The organism is Marinomonas rhizomae (genome assembly GCF_024397855.1).
GTDB lineage: Bacteria > Pseudomonadota > Gammaproteobacteria > Pseudomonadales > Marinomonadaceae > Marinomonas > Marinomonas rhizomae_A.
This window is the reverse complement of the sequence record NZ_CP073343.1, coordinates 3,842,391-3,862,591: the sequence shown is the minus strand read 5'-3', so window position 1 is coordinate 3,862,591 and position 20,201 is coordinate 3,842,391. Positions and strand designations below refer to the sequence as shown.

The window sequence follows — 20,201 nt, the reverse complement described above, 5'->3', positions numbered from 1 at the left end:
GTCTAGTGAACAATGTAACTATCAATGAAATTCAGCGTTTTTCCTTTGATAACAGTAATGTCCGTGGCGAGCGAGTATTGCTGAACGACGCGTATCAAGAAATTATTAAACGTAAAGAGTACCCGCTGTCGCTAGAAAAGCTCTTAGGTGAGTTTGTCGCAGCAATCGCCTTGTTAAGGGATATTATCAAAATAGACGGCGTGTTATCGATTCAAGCGAAGGGTAATGGCTTTTTGTCTACCTTGATGACGGAATGTGATGAAAATCAAAACCTGCGTGGTATTGCTCAGTGGGATGATAACCAAGAAGTACCTGAAGTCATTTCTTTAAAAGAAGTGCTTGAGGGTGGTTATTTAGCGATTACCATCCAGCCACGTAATGGGCAGCGTTATCAAGGTATTGTAGAGATTATTGGCGACACTTTGTCCGAATGTCTTGAACAGTATTTTTCCCAATCTGAACAGTTACCAAGCCGAGTATGGCTAGCTGCGAATGGCGCACAATGTGGAGGTCTGTTCTTGCAGCGTTTGCCTGCCGAGCAAGCAAAAGAAGGAGATGAAGATGCGTGGGATCGTTTGACTCACCTAGCGTCTACGGTCAAAGAAGACGAATTGCTTGGCCTTGAAACAGGTGAGCTACTTCATCGCCTATATCATGAAGAAGAAGTTCGCTTATACGACAGCAAAGTCATGCAGTTCGGCTGTTCATGCTCTCGTCAACGTACTCTAGATGCCGTCATGTCCTTGGGTGCAGAAGAGGTTCGTGAGATTTTAATTGAGCAAGGTTGTATAAAAGTCGACTGTCAGTTCTGTGCGGAAAAATATGAATTCAAAGAGGAAGATTTAATCGACTCTTTAGGCGATCAAGCTCAAACGCATTAATCTTTAAACGTGGCGTGACTAACAAGGTCGCGCCACGAAATAATGCCAATGACATGGTCTTCGTTGTCGGTTACTGGTAGACAGGAAATGTCTACTTTCTTTAACCAAGCGACAATCTCTTCTATCGGTGTTTCTGCTTTTACCGCAATCGGTTGTCGGGTCATGACCTGATGTGCCGCGCGATTTAACGTGTCTAAGTCTCTTGGTTGCTCAGAGACACTGTCTATAAAAGGGCTGATGAGGCGCAATAAATCTCTATCGGAAATGATACCAACCAGTTTTCCTTTTTCTATAACGGGTAGATGGTGGAAGCCATTTGTTTCCATAATTTGTCTGACATTGGGTAAGCGTTCATCCATTTCGACACAGATGACATTCTTCACCATGATATCTTTCGCTTTCATAGCCACACTCCCCAGCACATAAAATATAGAATTTAGTATATTTATACTGAACATTACTTTTTAAATATAGCAGCAAAATCGAAGCATGTTTTTTCTTAATGTTGTTAACATCGTCTTTCTTGTCGCTAAAGTCAATAAAATGACCACTATTGTGAAAGTTGAATTGTGAATATATCTACATTCTTATACTAAGGTCTCAAGACATTACTTTTAAAATCCGTATAATTGAATCACACCTGCTCAGAATCCCTTATTAAGCTGATTTTCTATTGTACTGTCAGCGTACGAGCAAAGGCGTTCTGAGGAGAGGGTGGAGAAAGTAAAGTAGTACATTCATAAATATTGCTGCTGGCCAAAAGCTCCTTTTCTGTATCCCTCTCAAATTCACAATTGGCTATGACACGGCGAAATCATATGACCTCAAATTCTGTAGACGTTTTACTAGTCGGGGGCGGTGCCATGAGCACCACCCTAGGAGTGTTACTAAAGCAATTGGATCCTAGCATGACCATACTAATGGTTGAGCGTTTAGGAGGTGTAGCAAAGGAAAGTACCGATGGTTGGAACAATGCCGGTACAGGCCATGCTGCATACTGCGAACTTAACTATACTTCCGAAAATACGGATGGCTCTGTCAATATAGACAAAGCGGTCACAATTAACGCTGCCTTTGAGATCAGTCTTCAGTTTTGGTCTTATCTTGTAAAGCAAGGCTTGATGCCAGCGCCTCAGGAGTTTATTCATCGTGTGCCGCATCAGAGTTTTGTATGGGGACAGCGTAACGTTGACATGTTAAAAGCACGTCATGCCGCAATGAGTGCCCATCCTGCTTTCAAAGAAATGCAATACACGGAAGACCGTGAAAAAATGAAAGAATGGATGCCTCTTGTCATGAATAACCGTGATGACAGTGAACCACTTGCTGCCACACGAATCGAACATGGCGCAGATGTAAACTTTGGCGCCATTGCTCGTAACATGAGCAAGCATTTAGAAGGCTTAGATAACTTTGAGTTAAGCCTAAACTGCGAAGTTAAAGATTTGCAAAAACGATCTGATGGCCGCTGGGATGTTGAGATTGAGCAAAGTGGTGCTCGTAAAACCATTGATGCGAAATTTGTTTTCCTAGGTGCCGGTGGTGGCGCTTTGCCTTTGCTACAGAAAGCAGAAGTTAAGGAAGGTAAAGGTTTTGGTGGTTTCCCTGTAAGTGGTCAGTGGTTAGTGTGTGAGAAACCAGAGTTGGTTGAACAGCATTTTGCCAAAGTATATGGCGCTGCGCCTATAGGTGCGCCTCCGATGTCAGTGCCTCACTTGGATACGCGTATTATCGACGGAAAAAAAGCCATTTTGTTTGGTCCATTTGCTGGTTTTACGACGAAGTTCCTAAAAACAGGTTCATTTTTTGATTTGCCTAAGAGTGTTCGCTTTAGCAACATCAAGCCAATGTTAAGCGTTGGTAAGAATAATATGGACCTAACTCGCTACTTGATCAGTGAAGTTATGCAATCTCATAAAGACCGTTGTAATTCTTTACGTCAGTTTTTCCCTGATGCGAAAGATGAAGACTGGGAGCTTGCATACGCTGGGCAACGTGTCCAAATTATCAAGAAAGATGATAAATTGGGCGGGAAACTTGAATTCGGAACCGAAGCAATTACAACTGAAGATGGTTCTCTTGCCGCTTTGTTAGGTGCTTCTCCAGGGGCTTCTACGACAGTGAATACTATGATTGGTATTTTAGAGCGTTGTTTCCCAGAGCGTATCGAATCGCCTGAGTGGAAAGGGAAAATGAAAGAAATGGTACCTTCTTACGGTGAATCACTGGTAGAAAATACCGACTTACTTCTTTCTATTCGAGCGAATACATTAGAGACGCTGAACTTAAAGCCTTAACGTAATTTACGTTGATAGAGTACGTTTTCAAAAAGCTGGGAATACCCAGCTTTTTTGTATATTAAATTAATATCATCATTGTGAGATTGAATATGACAATAACCTTTGCTGAGCGCGCAGATCAGTTGTGTGACAGATTACGAGATATGGAGCACCAAGCAGAAGAGGGCGATCAGCTATTTTACTGCGCTTATCTTCTAGGTCTTTTGGGCTTACATAGTAGTACAGAAGGAGTAGGGAGTGATGAGTTTGACCAAGCTTTCACTGAGATCTTGCAAGACACGCTGGAAGCCGAAGGTGTAACCGATGGCGATCAGGAAAATATTAAAGCGTTGTGGGAAACCGTCAATTCCGCCGCTTAGTGATTGATGATGTACGAGTAAATAAAAAGGGAGCACCAAATACGTTTGGTGCTCCCTTTTTTGATCAACCACATTTAGCTGATAGCAGCCTGATCAATTTCAATCTGTGAGACTAGAGCGCTGGCTTATCTGGGTGCGGAGCATAAGCAAAAACGTCTGAAAAGCAGTTTTCTTTGCTAAGACCTTTTAGTTCCAATTGATCAAAAGTGCCATACACCATGCCAACGGAACCGCTGATAAAGGCGGCACTTTTACTTAGATCTGGATGATCTTCCAGAACTGCTTCATATAGCCAGCCACTGCGACCATGCCAAGCGTCGCCCGTTTCGTTCACTATAACGTCTAGCGTAAATGGAGTGTACTTGTGTGCTTCTTCTAACCACTCTTGAGCAAAAACATCTTCTGAAGTTCTCAACCCCCAGTAGAACGAGACATGGCCAGTAAAATTCTGCTCGACTAAATGACTATACAAACTTTTAATTTGAGCAAAACCGGTTCCGCCAGCAATGAGTAAAATGTTTTCTGGATTTGAGTCCAGAATACCATTTGCAATATGGCAGTCACCGCCCGGCGCTTTAACGGTAATGTTATCGCTGGACTTGATGTGTTCAACTACCTTATTAGCAAGAGAAGCGGAGTCAGAGACAAGAACATACAGCGTTAAATAAGGTAGTTCGTGTGGAGCGCTACCAATGGAATAAGGAACTTGCTCGCCAGTTGGCAATACCACCATCAGATATTGACCAGCCTCGAAGGTTAGGTTTTCTACTTTTAAGGTAATCTGATATACATTTTTTTGGATTAATTCAACAGCATTTACCGTCGCGGTGATCTCTTTCATTTAAACGACTCCAATATAAGTCACGCTCACTTTAAGGTCGTGGCGGTGGAATTAGGTTGATTATTTAAGTAAAAAAAAACCACTTCAGGAAGTGGCTTTTTTACCGCAGGCTTTTTGCTGCAGAAATAACTACTTACTTATTTTTGCCTTTCATTGACTCAAAAAACTCATCATTGGTTTGAGTCACTTTTAGACGGTCAATCAAAAATTCTGTTGCTGCAACATCTTCCATAGGGTTCAACAGTTTACGAAGAATCCACATACGTTGAAGCTCATCTTCAGAGGTCAGCAAGTCTTCACGGCGAGTACCAGAGCGACGGATGTTGATAGCAGGGAAAGTACGTTTCTCAGCAATTTTACGATCTAGGTGCAATTCGGAGTTACCAGTACCTTTGAATTCTTCAAAGATAACTTCATCCATTTTAGAACCAGTATCGACAAGAGCCGTTGCAATAATAGTTAAGCTACCGCCTTCTTCGATATTACGTGCCGCACCAAAGAAACGTTTTGGACGTTCTAGTGCGTTTGCATCCACACCACCTGTCAATACTTTGCCAGATGAAGGGATAACAGTGTTGTAGGCACGAGCCAAACGTGTGATGGAATCCAACAGGATCACAACATCGCGTTTGTGTTCAACTAAGCGTTTTGCTTTTTCGATAACCATTTCAGCGACTTGAACATGGCGAGCTGGTGGCTCATCAAACGTAGAGGCAACCACTTCACCGCGAACGGTACGAGACATTTCGGTTACTTCTTCAGGACGTTCGTCAATCAGCAACACAATTAAATGACATTCAGGGTTGTTACGAGTAATGGCATTGGCAATATTCTGCAGCATGAATGTTTTACCCGCTTTTGGCGGAGAAACGACCAATGCACGCTGACCTTTACCCATTGGGGCAACAAGATCAATGATACGAGATGTTACGTCTTCAGTAGAGCCGTTGCCAGCTTCCATCAATAAGCGTTCATCAGGGAATAACGGTGTTAAGTTTTCAAAAAGAATTTTGTTACGAACGCTTTCTGGCTTATCAAAATTGATTTCGTTGACTTTTAGTAGAGCAAAGTAACGTTCGCCATCTTTAGGTGGACGAATTTTTCCGGCAATAGTATCGCCAGTTCGTAGATTGAAGCGTCGGATTTGGCTTGGTGATACATAAATGTCGTCCGGGCCTGCTAAGTATGAACAGTCAGGTGAACGAAGGAAGCCAAAGCCATCTTGAAGAATCTCTAAGATACCGTCGCCATAAATGTCTTCCCCACCTTTTGCATGACGCTTTAGGATTGCGAAAATGACATCTTGCTTACGCGAACGAGCCATGTTGTCTAGGCCCATCTCTGCTGCGATTTCTAAAAGTTCGTGTACTGATTTCTGTTTTAAGTCGGTAAGGTTCATAAACGGGTTTTGTATTTGCTCATTTGAGGGAAATTGACGGAATTAGAGTTAATCAATTAATAACAATAATTTGTGTCTGGAAGTATTTTACAATGTATCAGCTACTCGGCATTAAAAACAAAGAACAAGATGGTTATAATTTTGTTCTGGTTTAAACAAGCCCGGATAGGGCAAAAGCCAATACAGCGCGAAACAATTTGATTGGGATCTAAATGTGATCTGGTTACTGATTTATCACTATCGAGACCATCCATACTATAGTTCGACTTAAAGGCGAGGTCTATAGTGAAACTCAGGAAAAAAACACTTTCTGGTAATTTTTTGATCAAACACAGGTTTTCCGCGGCTTCAGCGGAGTGTTTTTTTAAAATTAAAGCATTAACGGGTCTTGATTTTCATTAAAAGGCGCTAATTTTTATAAAAAATTCATCAAATACTCCGTTGTTTTTGGCATTTTGTAGCCAATGACATCAGTAAGTAACTGATATACTCTTGTGCTTATTAAGACTTCGGCATCATAAGGCTTTCTGAATGCAATCACTCTTTTTGCAACAATCTCATGACTTCCCATTTGAAAAAATTGCGGCCATAGACTTAGGGTCAAACAGTTTTCATATGGTTATCGCTCAAGTAACTCATGGGCAGTTAAGAATTACTGGAGAATTTGGGGAAAAGGTTCAGTTGGCCGCAGGTTTGGTTAATGGTCATTTGGATGATGATTCCCAACAGCGAGGATTGGATTGTTTAGCCCAATTTGCTCAAGTCATCGAAGATATGCCGCCAGGCTCTGTTCGAGTGGTAGGAACCAATGCTTTGCGGGTTGCCAAAAATCGCTACGACTTCATTGGCAAAGCAATGGACATTATGAGCCATCCTGTCGAAATTATAGCCGGCCGAGAAGAAGCTCGTCTTATTTATGTCGGTGTCTCTAGAACCATGGACCACGGTGACGCCCAACGTCTAGTGGTGGATATTGGCGGCGGCAGTACCGAATTTATCATTGGTAAGCAGTTAGAACCAATCTTAACGGAAAGCCTCCACATGGGCTGCGTGAGCTTCAAGCAACGTTTCTTTGATGATGGGGTGATTAATAAATCTAATTTTCAGAAAGCGGTAACCGCAGCGCGTTTAGAGCTGCTCAGTATTCAAGATGATTATATTGACGAAACTTGGGATGTGGCAATTGGTTCGTCTGGTACAGCTAAAGCGGCTTTTAATATTGTTAAGGAAAACAATTGGAGCAAAAAGGGCATTACACCAAAGGCTCTGAAGCAAATCCAAAAAGCGCTATTTGCTGCTGGCCATTCCGATAACATTGACTTGCCAGGTCTTAAGCCTGAACGAAAAAGTACCTTTGCTGCTGGTATCGCTATATTAACGGCCGTGTTTGAGTGCTTTGACATTAAACAAATGGATTTCTCTAGCGGCGCATTAAGAGAAGGTGTGCTGTACGACATCATGGGACGTTACGCTGAAACCGATATTCGTGAGCGTACTGTTAATTATATGTTGAACCAATATCATATCGATACAGAGCAAGCAAAACTCGTCACACATACGGCTTTATCTGCATTGGCTCAAGTGAAAGACGATTGGAATCTTAACAGTATTTCCAGCGAAGATTTATTGCGTTGGGCGGGGCTGCTTCATGAAGTGGGGGCTGGCATTTCACACAGCCGCTATCATAAACATGGTGCTTATATTATTCGAGAATCGGATATGCCTGGATTTTCTCAGCAAGAACAGCAAGCGTTAGCGAATTTGATTCTGCGACATCGTCGTAAGTTTACTCAGTCTTTAGATTACCGTTTTACAAAAAGTGATCAACAAGACTTAGATCGCTTATCCATTTTATTGAGATTGTCTATTTTACTGCACCACGATAGAAAAGAAGGTGACATGCCGATTTTCACCTTAAAAGCGGATGACAAAAACCTCCATGCAGAGTTCTTACCTGAATGGTTAGATAGTAGGCCCCTTACTTTAGCCAATCTTCAGCGCGAAGCTGAATCTCTGGTTGTCAACGGGTACACTCTGACCTTTAGTTAAGTCTGGTAAAAAGTTGTTGCCCGAGCTTAGGTTAATTTATCAATTGATCGATACAAGGCAGCGACTTCTTCTCTCTGAAGTCCAGTGACTCGTGATAGTCGTCCAATGCTGGACGAAATTTGCACAGATTCTTTCCCTTCTTCGTCTTTCTCTTCTGATTCTTTAGGTTCAAGTTGTGTGGTTAGCAGTTGTTTCGCTCGATCAGACAGTTGAACGGAGTCTTGTAGTTGTCGATGAGATTCTTGGCGCGCAGCAGTATCCGCCGAAGCCGTCATGCTAGGCAGAGACAAAGGATTGCTAGACACAGTTGAGATCGACAAAACAGCCACCCGAGATAGTTGCTTGAGATATTCTATAGAATAGTACAAAAAACGAGCTAAGTGTATGTTTGCGGCTTTTATTATCTTAAATCAAGTATGGATGTCGGAGTAGTTTGTACTTTGTTAAACCGGTCTGCTGGCCTCTTTAAGACAGTTTCAAGCTTGTCATTTTTTCATTTATTTTGTGCACACATTCACCATATTAGTGTCATTGTTATGTAAGGATGATATTGTTTGTACAATGTCTATTAGCAAGACAATTAATTAAATAGTGCATTTAACAGGTGAGCATTCTGCTTTGTGTCATGTCGATATCATTGATAACGTGGATGATTATCTGTTGTAAGTTATTTGCTTCAAAAAGGATGCCACATGAGCCAAGATAATCTCCCAATAGAACATCTTTATTTTACTGAGACAAACTTAGAACAGATCTTAGAAAATCTAGACGTTGTTCGTAATCGAATCCATCCGCAGGTGACAGATGAAGAGGGCGCAAAGGAGCAGGTGTTTCCATCTGTTTGCCTAATTGGTTTGGGACGCTGTGGTTCTAATATCGCCTTAGATGTTGCATCGCTAGTTTACGATGCTAGAACAAGCTACATGCGCGAAGTAGAAAACCAAGAGATTTTAAATAGCGAGAGCGAATTCAGACCTATGCGCTGGATTCGTAAGCATTTGCCTCTTGAAGATAAAGACGGTTTTAAACCAGTTTTTCTTATTGAACCTATCGTTTTATTGGGCGATTTGGATAAAGATATTGAAGGTCGAATTCGTTTTTCTAACCAAGAAGGAAGAACGAAGTTTTTAGAAGAGTACACCAAATTACAAATAATGGACTTGTCTGAAGTGCATGCTGGTGGCGCAGGTAATGCTCCTATTTTAGGGCAATATTTAGCGAAGATTATTCTAAATAAAGACGCAACCACATTCCGTAATGAAAACTGGAAGCAGATGCACTCTTATTTGGTTGATTCCTGCGGAATTAAAGCCAACCAGTCACGACTGTATTTTTATATCTTTAGTGCTGGCGGCGGTACCGGTTCTGGTATGGCATCTGAATTTGGCTTGGCGCAACAATTTTCTTACTTGAGCAAAACTTTTGACTATCGCTCAGACCATAGCCAAGTGGCGGATAAGCGTCATAGTTTTGTATTTGAACCTATCTTCACGTCTGGTATTTGTATTCTACCGAATATCTCTGGAAAAAATGTTGAGATTTCCGAGGCCTTGCATATTAACGCTGGCCGTTTGCTGACTAAGTATATTTCAGAAGAATGGAATTTCTCTTACAACGAAGAGCGTGAAGACGACGAAGTGCCTGCCGATGTGATGGAGCGTATTCGCCCATGGAACTCTATGATGCTGATATCTAATGATATTATGCGTTATGCAGAAGAAGAGAACGGCGGTGATTCAGATAACATTGATGTAAATACCATGGAGAAATACGCTAATCAGTATATTTCCCAGCAAATTTTTAACATCTTGACAGCGCAAGCAGTCACAACCGATTACGACGAAGACTACTTCCGTCGAGCTGGTATTGATATTGCTGAAACCATTCGCTTGGACGCTAACGACTTGTTTATGAGTTTAGCGGGTCCTGTTGCCGTGGCTTATGCTGAAAGTGTCGTCAACGAAGGTACACGTCAAGATAGCGTTGATATCGATGACTTGTTCTGCCGCTCGATTGAGTTACCGCATTTTAATAACGACACATCCGCGATTGAGGGTGTTAGCGTGTTGCCGGTGGAATCGGATAGATACCGAGAAGCGATTAAGGATTATCGTAAGAGTGGTTATGATGCGAGCGCTCTAAACCACCTTCATTTCTTTAAGAACTGTTCGTCAATTGTCTCTATTATTTCATTGCCTAGAGACTACAAGTTATCTTTCACTGCATTGAATCGTTTAAAAATGCACTTGAACCGTCTATGCCCTAATACAACATTAAAGCGTTATGCGCTTGTTATTGGTGCATCGGCAAACTTGTCGTTAACGACGCTAATTGCCAAAAGCCCTTGTTTGAGTGATGACTTTTTGACTCTTATGGTTGCTTACATGAAGCGCTGTTTTGCCCGTGATGATTACCGATACACAGATGAAATTGATAAAGCAATTATTCAAATGATTCAAGATGATAAGTTTGATGATGCTTTGGTAGATAAGTACTTTACGACTTATGAAAATCCAGCGAAAATTCTTGACACTAATTGGTATGCAATTAAACCAATGTACGAGAAAAAGTACCGTGAATTGATTGATAATAACCAACGTTTTGTTTCTATCAACGATATTCGTTTGGATATAAACAATGTTAAAAACGCGATTAAATATCTTCGTGAAATTTATCGTCATCGTATCAGTAAAACGAATGTTCTTACTTTAAATGGATAATTCTATTTAGTTTGGTTACAAAATGACGGTTGTTTGGAAAAGGCTGCTCAATTACATTTGAGTGGCCTTTTTTGTTGTTCTGCTTTTTTATAATCGGCGAATTTCAATAGTTGGCTTAACTATTGAATAACTAAGATAGGGAAGGCGTGAATAAGTCTACTAAGCCTTAGTCTTTCAGGGAAATTGTCATATAAGACGCGGCTCTGAAGGAATCTAGTACCATTCGAAGAGTCGTAACGACATATGGCCTGTTATTTTTAATAGTAAGCTCTGAAAGACCTGTGTACCCACATGGATGTAGGTAATTAGGGCAATGCAGGAGGCGTTGCCGGGGATATAGTCTAAAAGTCTGTATTCTTTGGTGGGCACCTCGAAAATAGGTTAACTATTCACATTCGGTACTCGCTTCGAATAACCGGCTTTTATCTACATACTGAGGCAAGAGGGTATATTCGCACCTTCCTTTGCTGGGGCTTGTCTTTACACTTGCGCTCTTAGCTCTTGCGTGGTGCGTGTTGTTTATATCAGGTTACTTAATATGACCTTTTTTGGTGCGGCTTTAACTGTTTAGGATGTATATGGCAGAATATTATTGGTTGTTGGTGGCCTCTGCGCTCGTGTTTATGATGCAGGCTGGTTTTTTGTGCTTAGAAAGCGGTCGTATTCGCAGTAAAAATAGCATTAACGTTGCGGCAAAAAACATCTCCGATTTTATTATCTCGACCACGTTATTTTGGTTGTTCGGCTTTGGCATCATGTTTGGTGACTCGGTTGCGGGTTTGTTTGGTATCAGCGATTTCTTTTTTGATGATCAACACACGCCTTGGCAAATCAGCTTTTTCCTTTTTCAGATGATGTTTTGTGGTACCGCTTCGACGCTCACGTCGGGAGCGGTTGCCGAGCGCATGACATTTATCGGCTATCTCGCAATCACAGTTGTGTTAAGTGCGTTTATTTACCCGATTGTTGGGCACTGGACTTGGTCAGGCGTTTATCCTTCAGATGGTCCGAAGGGTTGGCTGGAGGCTCTTGGTTTTATTGACTTTGCAGGCTCTACCGTTGTTCATTCTGTTGGTGGCTGGGTTGCTCTGGCTGCGATCATCATAATTGGACCTCGAATGGGGCGCTTCGAAGAAGGCATCCGTTTACCGCCTGGTAATAATCTTCCTTTGTCTGCTTTAGGAACGCTATTAATTTGGTTTGGTTGGATAGGCTTTAATGGTGGTAGTACATTAGCACTAACCGATGACGTGCCGATTATCCTTCTGAACACCTTCATTTCTGCGGCGTGGGGGGCACTCATTGCCGCCGCTATTAATTATTTCCGTGATGGCTATATCGAAGTGGGTTTTGTATTAAATGGCACCATTGCGGGCTTAGTCGGTATCACGGCTTCTTGTCATGTGGTGTCGCCTGGAGCCTCCGTGATTATTGGTGCTGTTTCTGGTGTGGTTGTGTACTTCGGTAGTTTACTGATGGAGCGCTGGCGCTTAGACGATGCTCTTGATGTGGTTCCTGCCCATTTGTTTGCTGGGATTTGGGGGACTTTGAGTGTCGCGCTGTTTGGTCAAACGGATAAAATTGATAATGGTTTGGGAGTCTTAGGACAGCTTGGGGTGCAAGCACTAGGTATTGTGGTTGTTGGTATCTATTGTTTTGTAGTGGGCTATGCCGGCATGTGGTTGCTCAATCGTCTTATGCCGCTGCGAGCAAGCAAAGAGCAAGAAGAGCAAGGCCTTAATGTTGCTGAACATAGAGCGACGACAGAGCTATTTGATTTGCTGACCTCTATGCAATATCAACAAAACAACGCTGATTTTTCAAGACCTGTTCCTGAGGAGCCTTTTACAGAAGTGGGACAGATTGCTCGAAAATACAATCAAGTTATTGATCGAGTGAGTACTGAAATTGCGCAACGAGACAATGCTTTGATGCGCTTTCAAGAAAGTGAAATACGTAAGTCGGCGATATTAAATTCGTCAATGGATTGTATTGTGACAATTAACCGTTTTGGTTCTGTGATGGAGTTTAACCCAGCTGCCGAGAGAACCTTTGGTTGCCTGAAAAAACAAGTGGAAGGCAAAAGCTTTATCGGCCTATTTATACGAGAAGAAGATAGGAAGAAAATTTTTGAAAGCTTGAACTCTGGTTTCTCAACGTCAAATGGTTTGATCCTGAACCGACGAAACCCATTTCGTTTACAGCGTAGTCCGAATAATGACTTCCCAGCTGAAATAGCCATTACTAAAGCGAATACAGAAACTTCGCAAGAAAGTGAGTACACACTTCATATTAGAGATATGACACGTCATGTGAAGCTACAAGAGCGTTTGAAGTTTTTAGCTTACAGCGACCCATTAACCAGTTTGTACAATCGTACTTATTTAATGGAATCTTTGATTAGCGCCTTGCTCTTTGCAACTAAGCAAAAAACGTCTGTTGGATTGCTGTTCTTAGATTTGGATAACTTTAAGATTATTAATGACACATTAGGCCACAAAGCCGGTGATGAATTGCTATGTGAAGTTGCAAGGCGGTTAATTGGAGTATCGGATCAGTTTGATGTTATTGCTCGCTGGGGCGGCGATGAATTTGTCTTCATGATGACAGAGAATGTTACTGAAAGTCGTTTAGCTCAGCGAGCTCAGCAAATTTTGGAAGCGATGCGAGCGCCAGTGTATTTAAATGAACAGTATTTCACCATACCAACCAGTATAGGCATTACTCATACTCCTGAGGATGAGCCAAGCCTGGATGCTGAAAAGTTGATTCAGCAAGCGGATATTGCGATGTATTGGGCAAAGGAAAAAGGCCGTGATAATGCGCAGTTTTTCACGCCAGAAATGGCCAATATTGTCACGAAAAAGTTTGGCTTCGAGAAAGAAATTAATGATGCACTGGCATCTAAGCAGTTTTCTTTGGTCTTCCAACCAAAAGTGCTTATGGAGAAAAACAACATTCTCGGATTGGAAGCGCTTATCCGTTGGAATCATCCGAGTAAAGGGCTTATTTCTCCCGCTGACTTTATACCTATTGCAGAAGAATCTAATCTAATCATTAAAATTGACGAATGGGTGATCGATCAGGTTTTGCAACAGCAAAAGGTATGGCGTGAGCAAGGTTTGCATATTGTTCCTATCGCAGTAAATCTTTCAGGGCGACATTTGGTATCGGATTCTCTGGTGTCTTATATTTCACAGCAACTGAAAGCCTATGATATGGAAGGTCGTTTATTAGAGATTGAAATCACAGAGGGCGTTCTTCTACAGGACATTCAGCGCTGCATTGAAGTTATGGCCGAATTGAAGGCGTTGAATATTAAGATATCGATAGATGATTTTGGGACTGGGTATTCGTCATTAAGTTATTTGAAGCGACTTCCATTAGATATCTTGAAGCTCGACCAGTCGTTTGTTGAAGAGTGTGATCGGCATATTGAAGACGCAAAAATCTGTGAAACCATTATTCACTTAGCACGCAGTTTGGACCTTAGGATTGTCGCGGAGGGCGTAGAAACCGCTCCGCAGGCAGAGATGTTGAAATCGTTAGGTTGTGAGGTTTTCCAAGGCTACTATTTTCACAAACCTATGTTGAATGTTGATATCGCCAAGCTACTTACTTCTGGTCCTCTGGCTGATTAGGCGTTTCTCTATTACGGATTGTTTCCATAAGCTCTTGGTTTTTGGTTTTTTCTAAGGGCTTAGTGCGATAATGCAGTGCTGTTTTGGCAATCATATTTGCCGCCACAGGAGCGGTAATCAACAAGAACAAAGTAATCAAAAACTCTTGAATGGAAAGGAATCCTTTCAAGTGACTTTGGAAAATCATAGACGCTACCAAAACACCAGTGATGCCCAATGTTGATGCCTTCGTTGGGCTGTGCAAACGCATATAAATGTCAGGCAAACGCGCAAGGCCATAAGAACCTATCAGTAGAAAAGCGCCGCCAACAAGCAAAGACACACAAATGATAATTTCGAGATAAAAAGGCATAACTGATCCTTATTCTATGATGTCGCCGCGAAGTAAGTATTTACATAGTGCCGCAGTACTGACAAACCCAAGCATGGCGATTAATAGCGCCGCTTCAAAATACAAAGCGCTTCCCACATAAATGCCGTAGAGTAAAATAAGTGCGATGGCGTTGATGTACATGGTATCGAGCGCCAGAATTCGGTCTGATATGGTAGGGCCTTTTAAAAGACGCCATAAATTCAAAATCAGCGCGATGCAAATACACACCGCCACGATGGTGATGGTTATTTTTAGCATCCAAATATCTCCTTGATTGGCTTTTCATAGCGTTGCTTAACCGTTTTAATCAGTTCAGCTTCGTCATCTAGGTGAAGTGAATGCACATATAACCAGGCTTTGTCTTTCGATACTTCTGCGCTTACGGTGCCCGGTGTCAGAGACACTGTGCTTGCTAAAATAGTGATGCCTAAATCTGAGTCTATATTAATCGGAATCGCGACGAAGCCAGGTTTTAGCTTCTTGATTGGACCAATAATCAGTAGAGCTACTTCCACATTGGCAACCAAAATATCTTTCAGCACCATAAGAACATAGCGAATCGCCAACCAAGGCTTAAGGATTTTTGGGTGCTCATCACGCATACTATTCACAAGCAAAGGAATAGCAATGGCAAAAAACGCAGCCAACACCATGTGACCAGCACTGACGGAATTGTTCAATAACAACCAAACTACAAACAGTAATAAGCTGTGGAATGGCATAGGGAATAACTTCATTGGGCTACTCCTGGTAATAAAGCGTAAGCAGACCCTTGTATATCGTGAAGATGTTCTGCTGCTTGCTGAGTAAATTCACTAATATCGCCACCGAACAACACTAAAACAGGTGTGGCTAACAATAGCAGTGCAATACCTATGATCTCCGGTGTTTTAGCTGGCTCAGCTTCAGCGACAGCGCTGCCATTATGGCGCCAAAATAGTGTCGTACCTGCTCTTGAAAAAGTAATCAAAGCCGCCAAGCTACCAATCAAAATCAAAGGCCAAACCCACATGGTTTGCGCTGAAGATTGTGTGGCTTGCAGAATCATGATTTTGCCAACAAACCCAGACAGCGGCGGCATACCGACTAACGCCAAAGCTGCAATAGAAAACCCAAAGCCAAGTAGCCTAGGTTGAACGAATGGGCGTGAGCGCACAAAACGGTCTTCGGCTTTACCTCGTTGGCGAGACATAACGTCGGCTAGCAAAAATAACCCAGCGGATGCCAATGTACTGTGTACCATGTAATACAGAGCGGCTGATGTAGCTGCTTCGGAATTGATCGCGGCACAAGCGAGCAAACTACCGCTGGAAACAATGACTAAATTTGCGCTGAGTGTCTTGATTCCTGGGCTCGCAAACACGCCTATGGTACCAATGGCGATGGTTAGTAATGCTAAAGGCCATAACCAAGGCGTCGCAATATTAGCCAGTTCACCAGCATCGTCGCCAAAAACAACCGTATAGACGCGGAAAATACTGTAAATCCCCACCTTAGTCATAATGGCAAATAGTGCGGCGACTGGCGCACTGGCACTGGCGTAGGTTTTCGGTAACCAAAAATGCATTGGTAGCATGGCGGCTTTTAAGCCGAATACGACCAATAATAACAACGCACCAGTTTTTGCTAATGTCGCTGTTTCACCCTGTAATTGACCGACTTTGATTGCCATGTCCGCCATATTTAGCGTACCAAGCGTGCCATATAAAATACCAAGGCCGAACAAGAAGAGGCTAGAACCAACAAGGTTAAGAATGACATAGTGCAAAGCGGCCTGCGTTTTCTGTTTCCCGCCAGCGTGAATTAACAGCGCGTAGGACGCGATTAACAAGACTTCAAAAAAGACGAATAAGTTAAAGATATCGCCTGTTAAGAAAGCACCATTAATACCCATGATTTGGAACATAAATAATGGATGAAAATACGCCCCACCTTTGTCTTGTCCTGCGACAGCATAGAGCATCACACAGAAGGCCAAAAAGGCCGTTAACAATACAAGAAGACTAGATACCTTATCTGCCACTAAAGCAATACCAAAAGGGGCTTGCCAGCCACCTAATGCATAAAGCTGAACGCCTTCAGCATTTATTTTGTACAGTAAAACAGCGGACGAAATTAGTAAAAATAAGGTGCCAATGATTGAGGTAATACGCTGTGAATTGATGTCGCGTGAAATTGGCGGCAACAACATGATAGCGCCAAATAACAAAGGAATCAGAATCGGAAAAATGCTCAGGTGCTGCATTTATTGGCTCCCTCCAGATTTCTTCGAAGCATCGCCTGGACGGGCAGGCAAGGTACCATCAACATGATCGTTACCTAAATCGGCGCGAGCACGCATTGCTAAAATTACAGCGAATGCCGTCATGGCAAAACCAATAACAATGGCCGTTAGTACCAAGGCCTGAGGTAGCGGGTCACTGTATTGCTCCGATTCACCAAGCACAGCGGCCGCATTGAGTTTGAGCCGGCCGCTGGCAAACAAGAACAAGTTCACCGCGTAAGACAGTAGAGTTAAGCCGATAACCACAGAAAAAGTGCGGCCTCGTAATGCAAGAAAGATTCCGCAGGCAGTTAATAAGCCAACGCAAAACGCGTATAAACCTTCCATTAATCATGCTCCTTTTGAGTAGGACGCTCACTGGTGGTCAACTGACCTAGATTGGCAAGGATCAACATAGTTGCACCTACTACAGTGAGGAAAACACCAAGATCAAAAATCATGGCACTGGCTAATTCGAATTTACCAATCACTGGTAAGTAGAAGTAATCAAACCAAGACGATAGGAAAGTATGGCCAAAGACCCAGCTACCTAAACCGCTCAGGGTTGCAATACCAATGCCTGAACCAATCATCATTTGATAATCCAGCTTGATACGAGTCTTAATCCATTCAACACCGTGCGCTACATATTGCTGAATAATGGCAACCGATGTAATTAAGCCAGCAATAAAACCACCGCCTGGCATGTTGTGTCCGCGTAAGAAAATATAGGCTGACACCAACAAGGCTAATGGCAATAAACTTTGTGAGATAACCGCCAAAAGAATAGGGTATCTGTCTTCCGACCAAGCTAAGCCATTGCCGTCGCTGGATGGCATAAAGAGGCGCATTTTAGCGATCAACTTGTAAATCCCCAACGCCGCAATACCCAAAACGGTGATTTCGCCAAGGGTATCGAAGCCACGGAAATCCACCAAAATCACGTTTACAATATTGGTTCCGCCGCCACCAGTTTTACTGTTTTCGGTGAAAAAGGTCGAGATCGTATCAAGCGGACGAGTCATCAAGGCATAAGAAATGGTGCCGATCACCCCGCCAATTAATGACGCGAGACTTAAGTCGCGAACCACCCGACGGGGAGAAGATTCTTTCGGCGTGCTTTGTGGCAAAAAGAACAATGCCAAGATCAACAATATCACCGTCACAACTTCAACTGAAAGCTGAGTAAGGGCCAAATCTGGCGCTGAAAACTGAGCAAACGCCAAAGACACAATCAAACCGACAACAGACAAGGTAAGCAAAGCGATAACCCGTCTTCTGTGCCATATCACAGTGGCTAAAGCAGAAACACATAGCAACACAGCGCAAGTGATAGACAAAGCATCAAGCGGAATCTCAGGGCGTTGTCCTGCCGTGGTATTGAGTTTCATCAAAGTAGACGCTGTCATCACAATAGCGAAAGCTAAGACAAAGAAAATATAACGCTGCAATGAACCGTTCTCTGTGAAAGCAATAATGCGGCTGGCTTTGTTTGTCAGGTATTGAACCACTCCTTCAAACACCAATTTAGGATCACTGGTAGGAAATTGCGCTTGGAACTTAAACATGTGAGAGCGGTTGTGATACATATACAAACCGCCAATCAAGGCAATCAAACTCATTAATAGAGGGAAGTTAAAACCATGCCAAATGGCAAGGCTATAAGTGGGGGCCGGACCATTTAACGTTGCACCAGCGGCAGCAAATAATAGGTCGCCAACGATTAAGCTTGGGAAAATACCGACAACCAAACAAAGTCCAACCAAAATCTCTACTGGTACACGCATATAGCGTGGTGGTTCATGAGGGGTTTTAGGTAAGTTAATGGGCTCGCCATTAAAGAACACATCATGAATAAAGCGCATAGAGTAGGCAACCGCAAACACGCCGCCTAAGGTTGCTAATACTGGAATAAACCAAGACAAAGAACCAAGAGAGGCCTGATGCAGTGTTTCTGTGAAAAACATCTCTTTCGACAAGAAACCATTCATCAATGGCACACCCGCCATTGACGCTGACGCCACCATGGCCAAGGTCGCCGTATAAGGCATGTATTTCCATAGGCCATTCAGCTGACGCATATCGCGCGAGCCAGATTCATGATCAATAATGCCCGCCGCCATAAACAAAGAAGCCTTGAATATAGCGTGGTTGATAACATGGAAAATAGCAGCCACAGCCGCTAGGTCTGTCCCCATACCGAGTAATAAGGTGATTAAGCCTAAATGACTGATGGTCGAATAAGCCAACAAGCCTTTTAAATCATGCTGGAATATAGCGATGTAAGCACCAACAAGGAAGGTCGCTAAACCTGTTAGGCTGACAATTAAGAACCAAAGGTCTGTATCCGCCAGTGCAGGGTAAAAACGTGCCATCAAGAAGATACCCGCTTTTACCATGGTTGCAGAGTGAAGATACGCACTCACAGGCGTTGGCGCTGCCATGGCATTAGGTAGCCAAAAATGGAATGGGAACTGAGCGGATTTTGTAAAGGCACCAAGCAACACAAGAATCACAATGACGGGATAGTTCGCACTGGCTTTGATTAAGTCGCCACTGTCTAAAACATCCTGAAGGCTAAAGCTGCCCACAGTACTGCCTAGAATGAGCAAACCAGCTAATAATGCCAAACCGCCAGCGCCTGTCACCGCTAGCGCCATTCTTGCGCCTTTTCTAGCTTCTGTCTTGTGCCCCCAGAAACTAATCAGCAAGAATGAACTGATACTGGTTAATTCCCAGAAAAACCACAGCTGAATCAAGTTATCAGACAGTACTACGCCGAGCATGGCGAACATGAAGAGAATAAGGTACGAGTAAAACTTACCAATGGAGTCTGTCGCGGATAAATAATAGCGCGCATACAGAATAACCAGTAAGCCAATGCCCAGAATCAAAATAGAGAAGAGTAAGGCCAAACCATCTAAACGGAAGGCAAGCTCTAGGCCTATAGCAGGAATCCAGGGTATCGCAGCTAAAAAGCGTTCGCCTTGGAAAATATCACCCGCGTGAGAAAGCACTAAGAAAAGAGTTAGAGCTGGCAATGCAGCTGTCATAAACGCACAAGCTGTACGACTAAAACGAGCGGTAATAAGGGGGATTAACGTACCTAATAAAGGAAGAAAAGGTAGCCAGATAAGTGAACTCAAAGGCAAAACTCCTTTCTAGTAAGCCATAATATATTGTGAATGTGCTGTGCGAGCATGCTTGTTATCCTAACAATCGTTCTCTACGAGTAATACTTCAAAATAACTTACTCTACAAACTGGCAAAGTAATGATTCTGTAAGCATAGCCTTTTATCAATTTAATCAATAGCCTAAAACCGCAGTCAGAAGAAAAGTATCACAAATTAATGACAACAATAAGTAGGCATAAG

General features: G+C 42.7%; 16 protein-coding genes. 6 read left to right on the top strand and 10 right to left on the bottom strand.

The window, feature by feature from the left end; genetic code table 11:
• The first annotated feature begins 5 nt into the window (after nucleotides 1-5).
• Nucleotides 6-881, top strand: coding sequence for an Hsp33 family molecular chaperone HslO (hslO, locus tag KDW99_RS18155; RefSeq protein ID WP_255826671.1), 876 nt, complete (start codon nucleotides 6-8; stop codon nucleotides 879-881).
• Here hslO and KDW99_RS18150 read toward each other — a convergent pair.
• The gene (locus tag KDW99_RS18150) at nucleotides 878-1,285 is read right to left on the bottom strand and encodes a CBS domain-containing protein (protein ID WP_255826669.1); all 408 of its coding nucleotides are present in this window, start codon (nucleotides 1,283-1,285) and stop codon (nucleotides 878-880) included. The two genes, hslO and KDW99_RS18150, sit on opposite strands and share 4 nt — an antisense overlap.
• A gap of 342 nt (nucleotides 1,286-1,627) precedes the next feature.
• On the opposite strand from KDW99_RS18150, the gene mqo reads away from it, so the two are divergent.
• Nucleotides 1,628-3,178 carry a malate dehydrogenase (quinone) gene (mqo, locus tag KDW99_RS18145; protein ID WP_255826667.1) on the top strand — a complete coding sequence of 517 codons (1,551 nt, stop codon included), beginning with the start codon at nucleotides 1,628-1,630 and terminating at the stop codon, nucleotides 3,176-3,178.
• Between the two features lie 92 nt (nucleotides 3,179-3,270).
• A complete protein-coding gene (locus KDW99_RS18140; protein ID WP_255826665.1) occupies nucleotides 3,271-3,540 on the top strand; it encodes a hypothetical protein in 270 nt (89 codons plus the stop codon).
• A 112-nt stretch (nucleotides 3,541-3,652) separates the two neighbouring features.
• On the opposite strand, the gene KDW99_RS18135 is transcribed toward KDW99_RS18140, so the two are convergent.
• Both KDW99_RS18135 and rho read right to left on the bottom strand, forming a co-directional pair.
• Nucleotides 3,653-4,381 carry an NAD(P)H-flavin reductase gene (locus KDW99_RS18135; protein ID WP_255826663.1) on the bottom strand — a complete coding sequence of 243 codons (729 nt, stop codon included), beginning with the start codon at nucleotides 4,379-4,381 and terminating at the stop codon, nucleotides 3,653-3,655.
• A 133-nt stretch (nucleotides 4,382-4,514) separates the two neighbouring features.
• Nucleotides 4,515-5,780, bottom strand: coding sequence for a transcription termination factor Rho (gene rho / locus KDW99_RS18130; RefSeq protein ID WP_255826661.1), 1,266 nt, complete (start codon nucleotides 5,778-5,780; stop codon nucleotides 4,515-4,517).
• A gap of 531 nt (nucleotides 5,781-6,311) precedes the next feature.
• Between rho and ppx the strand changes: the two genes are divergently transcribed.
• Nucleotides 6,312-7,829: an exopolyphosphatase gene (gene ppx / locus KDW99_RS18125; RefSeq protein ID WP_255826659.1), complete on the top strand. Its 1,518-nt coding sequence runs from the start codon at nucleotides 6,312-6,314 to the stop codon at nucleotides 7,827-7,829.
• Between the two features lie 26 nt (nucleotides 7,830-7,855).
• Here the strand turns inward: ppx and KDW99_RS18120 are convergent, their stop codons facing one another.
• Nucleotides 7,856-8,149, bottom strand: coding sequence for a hypothetical protein (locus KDW99_RS18120; protein ID WP_255826657.1), 294 nt, complete (start codon nucleotides 8,147-8,149; stop codon nucleotides 7,856-7,858).
• Nucleotides 8,150-8,521: 372 nt separating this feature from the next.
• Here KDW99_RS18120 and KDW99_RS18115 point away from each other — a divergent pair, with 372 nt between their 5' ends.
• Both KDW99_RS18115 and amt read left to right on the top strand, forming a co-directional pair.
• On the top strand, nucleotides 8,522-10,549 hold the full coding sequence (locus tag KDW99_RS18115) for a hypothetical protein (RefSeq protein WP_255826655.1): 2,028 nt from the start codon (nucleotides 8,522-8,524) through the stop codon (nucleotides 10,547-10,549).
• A 578-nt stretch (nucleotides 10,550-11,127) separates the two neighbouring features.
• Nucleotides 11,128-14,190, top strand: a complete 3,063-nt coding sequence (gene amt / locus KDW99_RS18110; RefSeq protein ID WP_255826653.1) for an ammonium transporter — start codon at nucleotides 11,128-11,130, stop codon at nucleotides 14,188-14,190.
• On the opposite strand, the gene KDW99_RS18105 is transcribed toward amt, so the two are convergent.
• Genes KDW99_RS18105 through KDW99_RS18080 form a run of 6 tightly spaced genes read right to left on the bottom strand, consistent with a single transcriptional unit; the run spans nucleotide 14,165 to nucleotide 19,972 of the window.
• On the bottom strand, nucleotides 14,165-14,542 hold the full coding sequence (locus KDW99_RS18105) for a Na+/H+ antiporter subunit G (RefSeq protein WP_255826651.1): 378 nt from the start codon (nucleotides 14,540-14,542) through the stop codon (nucleotides 14,165-14,167). The two genes, amt and KDW99_RS18105, sit on opposite strands and share 26 nt — an antisense overlap.
• 9 nt (nucleotides 14,543-14,551) lie before the next feature.
• Complete coding sequence (locus KDW99_RS18100; protein WP_255826649.1) at nucleotides 14,552-14,821, bottom strand: K+/H+ antiporter subunit F; 270 nt, start codon at nucleotides 14,819-14,821, stop codon at nucleotides 14,552-14,554.
• Nucleotides 14,815-15,300, bottom strand: a complete 486-nt coding sequence (locus tag KDW99_RS18095; protein ID WP_255826648.1) for a Na+/H+ antiporter subunit E — start codon at nucleotides 15,298-15,300, stop codon at nucleotides 14,815-14,817. The genes KDW99_RS18100 and KDW99_RS18095 overlap by 7 nt, the downstream gene beginning before the upstream one ends.
• Entirely contained in the window at nucleotides 15,297-16,808 is a 1,512-nt protein-coding gene (locus KDW99_RS18090) for a monovalent cation/H+ antiporter subunit D (protein WP_255826647.1), read from the bottom strand. The genes KDW99_RS18095 and KDW99_RS18090 overlap by 4 nt, the downstream gene beginning before the upstream one ends.
• Nucleotides 16,809-17,174, bottom strand: coding sequence for a Na+/H+ antiporter subunit C (locus KDW99_RS18085; protein ID WP_255826646.1), 366 nt, complete (start codon nucleotides 17,172-17,174; stop codon nucleotides 16,809-16,811).
• The gene (locus tag KDW99_RS18080; protein WP_255826645.1) at nucleotides 17,174-19,972 is read right to left on the bottom strand and encodes a monovalent cation/H+ antiporter subunit A; all 2,799 of its coding nucleotides are present in this window, start codon (nucleotides 19,970-19,972) and stop codon (nucleotides 17,174-17,176) included. The genes KDW99_RS18085 and KDW99_RS18080 overlap by 1 nt, the downstream gene beginning before the upstream one ends.
• Between the last annotated feature and the right edge of the window lie 229 nt (nucleotides 19,973-20,201).